This is a genomic window from Mycoplasmopsis ciconiae (genome assembly GCF_036350065.1).
Classification (GTDB): Bacteria; Bacillota_I; Bacilli_A; order Mycoplasmatales; family Metamycoplasmataceae; genus Mycoplasmopsis; species Mycoplasmopsis ciconiae.
The window spans coordinates 1-14,968 of the sequence record NZ_JAZDWZ010000001.1 but is presented as its reverse complement, the minus strand read 5'-3'; the positions used below and the strand labels follow the sequence as shown (position 1 = coordinate 14,968).

The window sequence follows — 14,968 nt, the reverse complement described above, 5'->3', positions numbered from 1 at the left end:
GAAATAAATGAAAGCTAACAAGCAACTAAATCACACAAGCAGTCACCTTTTAGCAGCTGCAATTTTAAAATTATACCCCGAAACAAAATTAGGTTTTGGGCCTGCTACTGAAGAGGGTTTTTACTACGATTTTGAATTTAAAGAACCTCTAAGTGATACAGAATTGCCTAAAATTGAAAAAATGATGAAAAAATTAGCTTCAAGAAATTTAATAATGAAGCAAGTGGATGAATCAGCTTATGATTTTAGCGATAAACCTTACAAAAAAGAACTTTATGATGAATTAAAAGCACAAAATAAAGTAATTACTTTTTATGCTTTAGTTGATCCTTTAAATGATGAAGTGGTTTTTGTGGACCTGTGTGCTGGAAATCACCTTGAGTCAACTAAAAATATTAAAAACTTTAAATTACTTAATTTAGCCGGAGCTTACTGAAGAGGAAATAGTGATAATATTCAACTAACTAGAATTTATGGTACAAGTTGAGACACTTCTGAGCAGTTACAACAATATCTAGAAATTTTAAAAGATCGTAAAGAAAGAGACCACAGAAAAATCGGTAAAGAAATGAACCTTTTTATGTTCAATCGTTTAGGTGGTCAAGGAATGCCTTTTTGACTTGAAGATGGAATGTACATTCACAACGAAATTAGAAATTTCGTTTTAAAAATGGATCGTAAATATGGCTTTACTGAAGTGCTTACACCACACTTTGGTGAAGAACACTTATACGTGACAAGTGGGCACTTAGCACATTATAAAGATGATATGTTTGCGCCTATAGTTGTTGAAAATGAAAGATTAATCCCTAGACCAATGACATGTCCGCACCATATTTTATGTTTTGAAAGCCAAAAACGTTCATACAAAGATTTACCAATTCGCTACAGTGAACAATCACAATTATATAGATATGAAAAATCAGGAGCTTTAACTGGACTTGAGCGTGTTAGAGGAATGCTTTTAACTGAAGGTCATTTATTTTTAAGAAAAGATCAAATTAGAGAAGAATTTAAACACATGTATAAAATGATTAAAGAAACTTTAGATGTGTTTAAATTAGAAATTAGTTACATTTCTTTAAGCTTAAGAGATAAAGAAGATAAGGTTAAATATTATGACGATGATAAATTGTGAGAATACGCTGAAAATGAATTAAGAAGTGTATTAAACGATCTAGACGTTAGATACGAAGAAAAAGTCGGCGAAGCTGCTTTTTATGGTCCAAAAATGGATATTCAGGTTTTTACAGCTTTAGGTCACGAAATTACTATTAGTACTTTACAATTAGACTTTTTACTTCCACAAAGATTTAATATTTCTTTCACAAACAAAAACAACGAAGATGAAACACCAGTAATGCTACATAGAGGTTTAATTGGTACTTATGAAAGATTTGTTGCTACAATGTTAGAACAAAAAAAAGGTAATTTACCTTTTTGGTTAGCCCCTAAACAAATTTGCGTAATACCTGTTAATGAAAAAACTCATGCTCAATACGCTCAAAAAATTAACCAAATCTTATTTGATTTAGATTTTAGATCAAAAGTAGACTTACGCGAAGAACGTTTATCTAAAAAAATGCGTGAAGCACAAATGTCTAAAGCTAAATTTATTTTAGTTTTAGGTGATAAAGAGCAACAAGAAAACTTAATTTCATATCGTGAGTATGGAAAACAAGAAACTCACACTTGTGATCTTGATCAATTTATCTTAAAATTAGTCAAATTAAAAAATTCGTATGAATAATAAAATTAAACAAAATTTGCTTAATAAGCAAATTTTAATAAAACGCTATACAGCAATTATTTTTGTTTTATTAGCTATTTTGCTACCTGCTGTAATTTTGTATATTGCTAATAAAATTTGATTGTTGTCTGAATCTAATGTTATTTTAATTTCAATAACACTAGCTTGAGTTAGCTGTGTTATATGCTTGTGGGTTTTACTATATAAATTTAACAAAATTGATGTTTCAAGTTTAAGTTATACTATGCCTTTGCTTTTATGTAGCGCTTTTATAATTAATTCTGAAACTTTAAATATAATAATCAGATTTGTTTGTCTTTTACCTTTTATAGCTTCTACTATTTTGTTTATGTATATTGCAAATAAACTAAAAACTAAACAAACAAATCTTAAGTCACCAAACAATAATTAATTAAGAATAAAATCAGCGCCACTTAGCGCTGATTTTGTTTTTAGAACAATAACAAAGGCTAAAAATATGGTATTTTTAATCTAAAAATAACACAGTTGTTATTTTAGTTTAAAATATTAATATGAAGGAGGCACATGCCTAAATTTAATCGTATTTTTATGATCGTTACTGATGGGCTTGGAATTGGGGCTGATCGTGATCAAAATGCCTTTGGTGATAAAGGAGCCAACACAATTTACTCAGCTAGTTTAGCTGAAGAGTTTAAAATTGACAACTGAAAAAAATTAGGAATTGGTAACATTACAAAATTAAACGGAAACTATCATGTTACTAAACCGCTTGCATATATGGCAAAAGTACAAGAAGTTTCAAACGCTAAAGACACTTTAGCAGGACACTGAGAAATGATGGGAATTAAAACACTTGTTCCATTTCCTACTTTTACAGAAAATGGATTCCCTCAAGAGTTAATTGAAGAATTACAAAAAGCTTTTGATGGTAGAAAAATTGTATGTAACAGAAGCGGTAGCGGAACTGAAGTTATTGATGAATTTGCTCAAATCCAAAAAGACACAGGAGCAATTATTGTATACACTTCTATGGACTCAGTTTTACAAATAGCCGCTCACGAAGAGTGAATTGGTTTAGACAACTTATATCGTTACGCAAAAGAAGCTAGAAGAATTTGTTCAAGCAAACCTGAGTGAAACGTAGGAAGAATTATAGCTAGACCATTTTTAGGTGACAATGGTAAATACACAAGAACATTTAATCGTCACGATTACGCTAACCAACCACGTGAGATGATTTTAAATGAATTGCAAAAAAAAGGTGTAGAAGTTATTAGTGTCGGAAAAATTAATGATATTTTCGTAGGACAAGGAATAACAAAACACTACGCTAGCGGTAGTGATGATAAAGGAATGGATGTTACTATTGACTTAGCTAACGCTGACGGTAAAAATCAATTTATTTTTACTAATTTAGTTCAATTTGACTCGCATTATGGACACAGAAGAGATGTACATGGATACGCTCAAAATATTGCTAACTTAGATGTTAAACTTGGCAAATTAATTAATTCTTTAAAAGAAGATGATTTATTAATCATGACAAGTGATCATGGTAATGATCCACTTTATCCTGGTTTTAATCACACTAGAGAATTTTTACCTGCAACAATTTATTCCAAACAATTTAAAAAACCAAAAGTCTTACCTAATTTTGAAGGTTTAGGAACACTTGGAAACATAGTTGCAAGAAACTTTGGTGCTGATATTGTTAGCGAAACAGGTGATGATATTTTTGAACAATTAGTTTAATAATCAATTTTCCAACACTATAAAAAAGTGTTGGTTTTTTTATTTTTTCATAAATTTCCATAAATAAAATGGAAATTATTCTATATTACTTGATATATATATATATATATCAGTAATGAAATAATAGTTATTTATAATAAAAAAGCACAAAAAATAACTTTGTGCTTTTTAGCACACATTTTTGTAGCATTTTTAAACTTATAAGGATAAAAATTATGAAGAAAAATAAAAAGATTATTTTAACGGGGGTTATAGCTGGAACTGGCCTAACAGCTATTACTCCGTTAACATTATCTGCTGAATTAGAAAATTCTGATACTACAGAATCTAATTCCACAAATAATGATTTAAAAGCAAGGTTTCAAAATTTATATTATCAAAACCTTGAAATGCAAGATATTTTGAATGAAATAAATTCAAAATCTTATCCATTAAATTCTGAACAATTGCAAAAATTGAAAGAATTAAAACAACAAAGCGATGATTTATTAGTAAATCCAAAAGCTACTCTTATTCAATCAATCCAATTATTTGAAACAATAGAACAGTTAATGGTAAAAATAAGAGTTAAAATGATTATCTACCAAAACACATGAAATCAATACGAAGGTGGATTAAATCAAGCTCAAGTAAATAGTTATATTAGTCAGTTAGACGAAAAACAAGACAATGACTTTCAAAGTATTTACCAACTTAGAGATCAAATACTTCAAATGGTTCTACAGGTAAAAGATGCATTTAATTTAGTAACTATCTACACTTTTGGAGGACCACACTTTAACGAAATTTTTAGTGGTAATTCTTTTAATGATACTATTCAAGATTCATTTAACACATATAGAATTTTTGAATATCCAAATTGAGAATCTGACCAAGAGTATGCGCAAGCTTTAAACACTTACAAAAATCAATCACAAGCGGCATGAAATTCTCTAAAAAACCCAGAAACTAATTTTACTTTGCAAAATTTATTAGATATTGTTAATCAATCAAGAAGTGCTATATTGAATTTTGGAACAAGTTTAGCAAGCTTATCAAGTTCTAACCCTGATAATCAAAATATACAAACAATCAATACATTTGTTAATAAGAATGATGGGCGCGGATCATTTGTTTATGGTTTACTATCTGTGACAACCCAGCAAAACTCAAACGCGCCACTTAATGGTGATTTACAAGGAAGAAACAGCATAGGATGAATATCTGGTTTCACTTTTACTAGGGGGGTAATTGCTAATTTATTCATAGCTATAGGTAATTCAAATTACGCTAATATAGGTAATATTACAACTCAAGGTTATAGAGTTTACGCTTTTGGATCAGATACACCATTTAGAATTAAAGGTGCCTCTGCTTTATTGCATACTAATGCAACAACTGCACAAAATTACGCTATTCTTTACAATAATTTTTACAACACAAACGTAAATCAGCTTAATTCTAGTCCTGATGTTTTATATGAATTTAAACAAAAATATACACAAGCAAAAGATATTATCGATAAAATAAATAGTAAAAAATTCTTTATTGAGAATTTTAACTTTAAACAAGAATGATATCCTCTAAGCATATTTTTTTGACAAGATGGTACAGCAAATAACGCCCCTTCTTCAGCCACATATAATGGCCAAAGATTTGAAAATGTTATTCCGTACAAAACTTTAGAAATTTCTAAAGCTAATACATTAAATAATCTAATTAATGATTTAGCGCAAATCGAAGCACAAGCTAACGTTACACCTACTGCAGATAACTGAAGAAAAGGTTTAACAATCTTAAACGGTTTTTCTAAATTAGAAGAACAAAAATCTAAATTAGAGGAGCAAAAAACTCAAATAGATCAAATCATTGCAAATAACCAAAACAACCCTCAAATGGTAGAGGAATACACAAAAATATTAAACAAAATAAATGAAAATATTCAAAATATAAGTTCACTTAATGTTTATTCGCCATATTCTCCAAATGATGTTACTTTACCACAATTAGAATTAAATAATTACGTAAACGCTAACTTAATTACAAATGAACAACAAGTAAAACAAGCATTAGAATTACAACAAACAATATCTAATCCTTCAAATCAAGGTTATGCTGGTTTAACTCAAGAGCAAATTACACAAATACCTTTAATCAAACAAAAAGTCTTGAGTGGTGAGCAACTAAGCGAAGACGATAAAAATATTCTTACAGTGTCTGAAAATAATGTAAGAGAATATAATGAAATTCAAAACGCAAACACTCAAATACAAACACAAATAGATGATATAAATTCAAAGCTAGAGGGTTACAAAAACTTATTATCTGCTTCAGAATATTCTGAATTAGAATCAGCATTACAATCAGCTAGAGATGGTTTAACAAATAACACATTTTCACCAAGTACTAGTGCTGATAATAACCAAGAAAATAATCAAGCAAAAATAGACAACCTAAACCAAATATTGGCAAACATTCAAGCTGCCGCACAAAAGGCTGAACACCAAAATCAAGTAGCTGAAGAACAATTAAATGAATACAAATCTCAAGCAAATAATAAAATTGCTGATTTAATTCAAAATGTAAAAAATAACCCTAATAGTTTATTGACCGAAGAACAAAAATCTGAGATCATTAGAAATTTAGAAAATCAAAAAGATTCTCTTGAAAGCGCTCTTACTCTCCAAAATGCTAAAGATAGTTTTAATACAGCAATAACCGAAGCTAACAAATCAATAGCAAATAATACTATTGATAACTTAATTCAAAAAGTTCAAGATAACGAAGATAATAATTTCCAAGAGGATCAGATTCAAGATTTAGTTTCGAGATTACAGCAAGAAAAACAAAAAGCACTTGATGCAATCTCATCAAACTCACAAGATCAACAACCTCAAGAAAATTCACTAACATCTACAATAAACTCAATTGTAAATGAAGCTAATTCTATGGTTTCGGCTGTAGAAAATAAAAATAACGTAAATAAAGTAAATGATATTATTGAGTCATTAAACTTAAATGAGGGTGATTTAAATTCTGTTTTAACAACACAGCAACAACAAGATCTGCAAGATATACAAGAAAAAATAAAAAGAGGGGAAAATCTTTCACCTGATGATGAAAATAAATTAGAAGTAATTAGTAATAATATTAATCAATATGCACAAATAAAATCATTAAAAGATTTTATGCAATCAGCTATTGACAAGCAAAACGATCTTAACCCTCAATATAATTCATATTTAAGCGAAGAACAACAACAAAAATTAACAACCGCTATTGAAAACGCAAGCAATACATTGCAAAGTAGTAATTTTGCAATAGATTCAAAAAATGAAAATAATGCTCTGATTCAGGAATTACAACAAGCTAAAGAACAACTTAACACAGCTTTAGAAGAGGCTAAACAACAATATCAAGACTCTTCTAATTCTTATAAACAAGAAGCTATAAATCAATTACAAGAGAATTTACCCCAAGCAGTTAAAAACAATTTAATTTCACAAATTGACTCAGCCGCTTTTAAAAACGATGTTGATCAAATAAAATCGTTGGCTAATGAATTAAACCAAAAACAAAGTTCTTTAAATGAGGCTATCGAACACGGTAAGACAATCTACGGAACTATTAGAGAATCTTTAGGTGATGAGGAGTCACAAAAACTTCAACAGTATTTAGATAATCTTAAACAAGATGTGAATAATTTTAGTGGAGAAGCTCAAGATTACAAACAATTCTTAGATGATAAAACTGCTGAATTAAATAAAAAAATAAGTGTTGCGCAATCATTGGCAAAATATAATGATGCACAAAAAGCTATAAACGATTTAAATGAATCGCAAATTCCTCAAAGCGAAATAAACAAAGCTATAAGCGAAGAACAAAAACAACAACTTCAACAAATTAAAAATGAACTAGATGAGGGCAACCCAATTAGTCCGTCACAAGATTCTTTACTAACAACTTTACAACACAATGCTCAAGACTTGAAGGATGTGTACAAAGTTGCTCAAAAATTGCAATCAAGAATCAATAATCAAGATCCTTTAGTAGCTAAATATTCACCTTATTTAACCGAGGAAGAATTAAGAAACTTAAATCAAGCTTTTGAAAATGCTAAACAAGTTAAAAATGAAAATCAGTATGTTGCTGGTGATACACCTGAAAACTTGGGAAGAATTGAAAATTTAAATAACGCTTTAACACAATTAAACGAAGCTATCAAAACAGCTAGTGATATTTATGTACGTAAAAGTGGTGATTTAAAACAAGATACTTTAGAAGTTATTAGTTCATCTAACTTACCAGAAAGTGTAAAACAAGATTTAACTGCGCAAGCACAAAACGCCGATAAAAATAAATTAGAGTCTATTCAGAGCCAAGTTGATCAATTGACACAAACACAAAACCAAACTAGAGACCAATTACAAAATACTAAAGATCAATATCAAGGTATTGTAGATCAATTAACTGAAGTTCAACAACAAAGTTTTAACTCACAAATTTCTGAAATTGAAACAAAATTAAATGACTTTAATGGCGACGCACAAAAATATCAAGAGTTATTGAGTGAGTCTCAAAACAATTTACTAAAAACTTTAAAATTAGCAAAAGCAACAGCACAAAATAATAATGTAAATAAAGCTATTGAACAGTTAAATAATTTAAATTTACCTCAAGAACAATTAGATAAAGTGCTAACACCGGCCCAAAAAGAACAATTAAGTCAGATTCAGCAAAAATTAGAAGCTGGTCAAACATTAGAAGCCGAAGAAACCAAATTATTAGAAGATATTCCTAATAACATTGAACAATTTAGTAATATTAACACTTTGGCTAAAAATATTTCAAACGCTATAAGCGAACAAGAAAAATTATCAGATGAATATAATAAATATTTAAATTCAGATCAACAACAAGCTTTAAATGATGCTTTAAGCGCTGCACAACAAGCTGTAAGCCAAAATGTATTCACCAATAACGATACAGATCACAACACCGAAGCTAAAGAAGCTTTAGAGGTTGCTAAGACTAACTTAGAAAAAGCATTACAAGCAGCTAGAGATATTTACAATTCTAAAAACCAAGAGCAAAAAGCAAGTGTTAGAGATTCAATTAATGCTAACTTACCTGAAAGTGTAAAACAAGATTTAAATACTCAAATAGATCAAGCTAACACTAAAGATAAATTAGATGCAATTAGTGATTTAAATCAATTTTTAGCAAGTGAGCAATCTACATTAAATAACTCTTTAGAAACCGCTGCTCAAGAGTTTGAACAAATAAAAAATTCTTTAACAGATGAGCAACAACAACAATTTAATTCTTTAATTAATCAAACTAAAGATCAATTAAATAATTTTGATCAAGGGGCTGAAGCTTATAAACAATTACTAGAAACTAAAGCCGCTGAATTAGCAAAACAATTATCACTAACTAAATCAAACGCTCAAGCAAATGATGTAGCTAAAGCAATTGAATCATTAAATGATTTAGGCATCCCTCAAGAAGAAATATCAAAAGTTATTACACCTGAGCAACAACAAAAACTTGAACAAATCAAACAAAAACTTAATGAGGGTACAATCTTAAGTGATGAAGATAATCAATTATTACAAACAATAAAAAATAACGTTGAAGAGTTTAAAAACATTGACACACCAACACATCAGATTAATGATGCTGTAAGCGAACAAGAAAAATTAAACGAAGAATATGCTAAATATTTAACTCCAGAGCAAATGCAAGAGTTAAATGAAGCTTTAGAAGCAGCTAAAATGGCTGTGCAAGATAATACTTTTGAAAATGCAAACTCAACTCACAACACTGAAGCAGCCAATAATTTAAACGCCGCTCAAGAAGCTTTAAATCAAGCTATTAATAAAGCTAGAGAAATTTTTGAAAGTCAAAACAAAAATCAAAAAGATGATGCAAAAGATACTATATCTAAAGATATTCCTGAAGCATTACAAAAAGCACTTGAAGATTTAATTAACAATGCTAAAACAAAAGAAGAAATTGAGGCTATTAAGCAACTAGCGCAACAAATAAATGAAAGTCTGCAAACAGCTAAAGAACAAGTTGAAAATGCGCTTAGCGATTATGCTAACATTCAAAATAACTTATCTATAGCACAAAACGCACAAATTCAACAACAAATTAATAACGCTAAAAACGCTATTAATAATTATGAAGGTACCCCTCAAGATTATCCAAAATTCATCGAAGATACTCTTAAAGAATTAAACAAAAACATTGAAGTAGCTAAAATCAATGCTCAAATTAATGAACAAAAAGAATTGGCTCAAAATCAAGTAGAAGCTAAAGAAAAAATTGATCAAGCTATTGAAAACACAAATAACAATGATCAATTAACTCCAGCTCAAAAACAAGAAATTATTAATAACTTAACACAAGCTAAAGATGAGATTGATTCTGCGCAAAACGCTGATGAAATTAATAAAGCTGTGGAACAGGCATTAGCAAAACAAAATAAAGATACCGCTAAAGCACAAGTAGATAATTTAATCGATAAAGTTAATAATAATCCAAACTTAAGCCAAGAACAAAAACAAAATATTGTAAGCGATTTACAAAAACAAAAAGATTTAATTGATAATTCTGAACAATCACAAATACCTTCAATATTAGACAAAGCTAAAGTTATTGAAAATGTTGATACTCAAAAAGCACTTGTAGATAATGAAATTAATAATGTTCAAAATAATGACTTATTAACACCAGCTCAAAAACAAGAGTTAGTAAATAACTTAAACACAGCTAAAGATCAATTACAGCAAGCGCTTAATTCAAATCAAAACCCTTCTGCTGATCTAGCGCAAAACGCTTTAGATTCAACTCAAACTAAAGTTGATGAGTTTAAAGATACTAATAAAGAACTAAATAACACTAAAGTTGACGCTAAAGATCAATTAAATAACTTAATTAATTCAATTCAAAACAATGAAGAATTAACACCAACTCAAAAAGCTGAAATTATCAACAAGGTTAATGAAGCATTAAATAACATCAATAACGCTTCAGAAATTCCTAATGTTGAACAAATCGCTGCAGAAGCTAGAAACGAAGCTAATAAAGCTTTAGAAGCTGACAAATCTCAAAACACCGAATTAAACACTGCTAAAAACTCAGCTAAAGAAGAAATTCAACAACTTATTAATAACATTCAAACAAACGAACAATTAACTCCAGCTCAAAAACAAGAATTAGCAAACAAATTACAAGAACAAATTAATAACTTAAATAACGCTGAAAACAACACAGATGTGCAAAATACATTGCAACAAGCTAAAAACTTAGCTAGTGAAGAATCACAAGCTAATATTAAATTAAACAATGACAAAAACCAAGCACAACAACAAGTTAATCAGCTTATTGAAAGTGTTCAAAATAACCCTAATTTAAGTGAATCACAAAAACACGAAATTATAAATGAGTTAAATAACACTAAAGTGCAAATTGAAAACGCTAAAGATAGTGATTCAATAAACTCAAGTGTTGAAAAAGCTAAAGCAGTTGAAAACATCGAAACTCAAAAAGCACTTGTAGATAATGAAATTGATAAAATCCAAAACAATGACTTATTAACACCAGCTCAAAAACAAGAGTTAATCAACGCTCTTAACAACACTAAAGACAAATTAGATCAAGCACTAGAAAACAACACTAGCGTAGAAGATAATTTAACTGCTCAATCTTTAGAATCAGCGGAAAATAAAGTGCAAGAATTTAAAGAAACTAACAAAGAATTAAACGAAAATAAAGCTAATGCTAAAGATCAGTTAAACAACTTAATTAATTCAATTCAAAACAATGAAGAATTAACACCAACTCAAAAAGCGGATATCATTAACAAAATCAAAGAAGCTATTAATGATATTAACAATTCTGCTGATATTCAAAACGTAGCTCAAATTACTAAAGACGCTGCTCAAAGCGCTAATAATTCAGTTCAAAATGATAAAGAAACTAATATTCCACTTAATAACGCTAAAGAAGAAGCTAAAGCAGAAATTGATAAATTATTAGAACAAATCAACAATAATCCAAACTTAAGTGAACAACAAAAACAAAACTTAAGCACTCAAGCGCAACAAATTAAAGATACGCTAAATAATCAAGAGATTATTCCTGATGTTAACAGAGTTGTGCAAGAAGCTAAAGAAAACTTAGCAAAAGCACAAGAAAGTGATCAAGCACTTAATAGTGCTAGAGAAAAATTCTTAGATGCGTTAGATAATATTAATCAAAGCATTAATCAACAAAATGATTTAACTCCAAATCAAAAACAAAGCTTAAATGAAGTAGTTAACACTGAAAAAGCTAAAGTGGATCAAATTAACAACTTTAGTGATGTTGATGTTGTAGTTGAAGCAATAAAAGCCAAAATCACAAGCTTAATAGCTCAAGAGATTGTTAAAAACAGAGAATTAAATATTGAAAAAGCTAATGTTGATAACAAAATTGAAGACATAATCAAATCAATTAGTGACAATAAATATTTAAATGAAACTCAAAAACAAGAAATTATCAACAACATCAAGCAAAAACAACAACAAGCGCATGAGTCTAACACTTCAGAACAATTACAACAACAATTACAAAACATTTACAACTACGTTAACTCAAATGAGGTTAAAGGTCTAGAAGTAAACAATGCTAAAGATAAATTAGTTAATGAAATTAACGATTTAATCGAAAAAGAAATTAAACAAAATCCTAACTTAAGCGAAGAACAAAAACAACAATTAGAAAAACAAGTTAATGATTTAATAAACCAAAACATCAAGGATGCAAATTCGCTTTCATCATTAAAAGAAATTCAAAACAAACTCGAACAAGAAATTAGTCAATTATTACCTCAAAAATCACAAACTAATTCTCCAGCTAAAGTTGCTTTAATTGTTGGTATTTCAATTATTGCTATCGCCTTAAGTTTAGGAACATACGGAATTTACTTATTAGCTAAAAAACGTAGAAAATAATTAAGTAAAAGAAAAGAAACTAAGAATAACTTAGTTTCTTTTTTGTTTATTACAAAAATTGAATTAATTCTAAATATATAATTAATTCAAAATTTAATATATATGTAAATATTTTTCAACAAAAATATGGCAATAATTCTATAAATACACACTTATATATATATATATATATATATTAGTCATTATTTTCAATATATATAATGAAAGTGCACAAAAAGCTTTTGTGATTTTAATCATAAAAATTTTGATGCATTTTTAAACTTATAAGGATAAAAAATGAAGAAAAATAAAAAGATTATTTTAACAGGGGTTTTAGCTGGAATTGGCCCAACAGCTATGGCACCTTTTGTTATATCTTCTAGTGAGCAAAGTGTAAATACACAGCAAAATCTGAATGATCAACAAATAGAAAAGTTTAAGCAACAAATAAAAGAATTAATTGAAGCGAAAACTTATAAACGCTTTACACCAGGGATTACAGCTGGTCAAAAAACTTATTTATTAAACAAGTTGGATTCTATAAATGATTATCAATCTTATACAGAATTAAGAAAAGAAGTTCTTAAAATGTATTTTGAATCTATACAAGTTTATTCTAACTTAATTATTTTTACATTTGGAGGTACGGAATTTTCACAAAATACAGATGAATTATCCGCTCTAAACAATACAATTGAAGGTGGTTTAAATACATATAAATTGCTTTCAAATCCAGAATATTTAGAAAACGAAACATATAAAAATGCATTCGAGAATTATAAACTTAAAAATTCTGAACTTTGAGATTCATACAAAAATACAAATCCTTTATCAAGCCCAAGCGAAATAAATTCATTTTTAAATGAAGCTTTTAATAATTATGAAATTTTTAAAGACGCTGTTTTGGCATTACCGGAAGGTCAAGGGGAAGATAAATTTAAATATTTAAAATTTCTCTTTAAAGATGATTTTTTATACGATACAATAATCAAAAATTTTACATTTAAAAGCCAAAAGTATTTTATTGATGGTGACCCTAATAATTGAACTGTTGATAAAGATAATGAACTAAGCAATATACAAGGTGGTATTATTACATCACAGTTAGTGTTAGTTATAGGGATGCTAAGAAACGAAAACGATTTACTCCTATTTTTACAAACTGATGCACAGGAGAATCAAATAAATACCAATATAACCAATTTTTCAGTTACTAAATGATTAGGTTATTTCAATATGGCTTATAGTAGAGCAAATGCTAATGGTATAATACAAAGTAGACAAATATTGTATACAAATAATAGACAAAACAGAATTTATGTAACATATATCTTACCCGCTTTTGCTAATATATATAAACACTATTATAATAATGACATTAATTTTTCACAATCTACAAACCTAAATGCAGAAAATATTTATAAATCTGCCCAAGATATTTTAGATAAATTTTATAGATATAGCTTTTTTGTTGAAAATTTTAATTTTAAATACGATTATATTTATTTCACATTTAACTTGTATAAAACCGGTAGTGCATTTCCAGAAAATTTTAGTGGTACCGTTTTTACAAAACAGCTAAATAATTCTGAAGTAATTGGTGGTGGTAAAACAAAGCAAGTATCAGCTTACATTAATTTATCTGGATCAACTGGTAATCTGAATTTCTCTGACACCAAATTATGGACACAATTTTCGAATCTTACTTCTACTGACGGAATAAATAGACAAATTCAAGCCTTAAATGGTCAACAACTATATGATGATCAAAAAAGTAATATTGAACAATTAAAAACTTCGTTGCAAAATATAATCGATGAAAATACTAATAATAAAGAATTATCCAATTATTATCAAAAAATAATAGATGAAATAAACAATTCAAATTTAGTTGTAGATATTCCAACACTTGAAGCTCTAGCAACAAAAGCTACAAACTACAATAATCAGGTTGAGCAATTTAAACAATTAATTGAATTAGAAAATGCTAAAAATGATCAAAATGAAATTTTTAATAACGCTTTGACACCACAACAAAAAGATCAATTGAATTTAATAAAAGAAAAATTAGTATCGGGATCTTTGTTATCCCAAGATACAGAATCTTCTTTACTGCAGAATGCAGTTGATAATTTAAGAATATTACCAGAAATAAATATAGCTAAACAAACAGCAAACACCAATATTGAAGAAGCAAAGAAAAAATTAGAAGAATACAAGAACCTTTTAACACCACAACAATACAGTGATTTAAACTCAAAAATTCAATCTCTCGAATCCACTTTAACATCAAATAATTTTAGTGCCGGTCAAGATAATAATACTGTTTTACAAAATATAAAAACTTCGATAGAATCACTAGATCAAGCACTTGAGATTGCAAAACAACAAAATGATGCTGCTGCACAAGAATTATCTGATTACAAACTACAAACTTCTTCTAAAATAGATGAATTAATCCAAAGCGTTCAAACTAATCCTCATAGCTTATTAGATGAATCTCAAAAAGAAGAAATTATTA

The 14,968-nt window shown here is 28.3% G+C and carries 5 protein-coding genes; all 5 read left to right on the top strand.

Annotation, left to right across the window (positions count from 1 at the left end):
* The first annotated feature begins 7 nt into the window (after positions 1-7).
* The gene (gene thrS / locus V2E24_RS00025) at positions 8-1,750 is read left to right on the top strand and encodes a threonine--tRNA ligase (RefSeq protein WP_330500382.1); all 1,743 of its coding nucleotides are present in this window, start codon (positions 8-10) and stop codon (positions 1,748-1,750) included.
* On the top strand, positions 1,743-2,162 hold the full coding sequence (locus tag V2E24_RS00020) for an MAG3450 family membrane protein (RefSeq protein ID WP_330500381.1): 420 nt from the start codon (positions 1,743-1,745) through the stop codon (positions 2,160-2,162). The genes thrS and V2E24_RS00020 overlap by 8 nt, the downstream gene beginning before the upstream one ends.
* 134 nt (positions 2,163-2,296) lie before the next feature.
* Positions 2,297-3,484 (top strand): phosphopentomutase, encoded by a 1,188-nt coding sequence (locus V2E24_RS00015; protein WP_330500380.1) that lies wholly within the window; start codon positions 2,297-2,299, stop codon positions 3,482-3,484.
* A 215-nt stretch (positions 3,485-3,699) separates the two neighbouring features.
* Entirely contained in the window at positions 3,700-12,468 is an 8,769-nt protein-coding gene (locus V2E24_RS00010) for a hypothetical protein (RefSeq protein WP_330500379.1), read from the top strand.
* A 276-nt stretch (positions 12,469-12,744) separates the two neighbouring features.
* On the top strand, positions 12,745-14,968 hold a 2,224-nt coding region (locus V2E24_RS00005; protein WP_330500378.1), incomplete at its 3' end, for a hypothetical protein.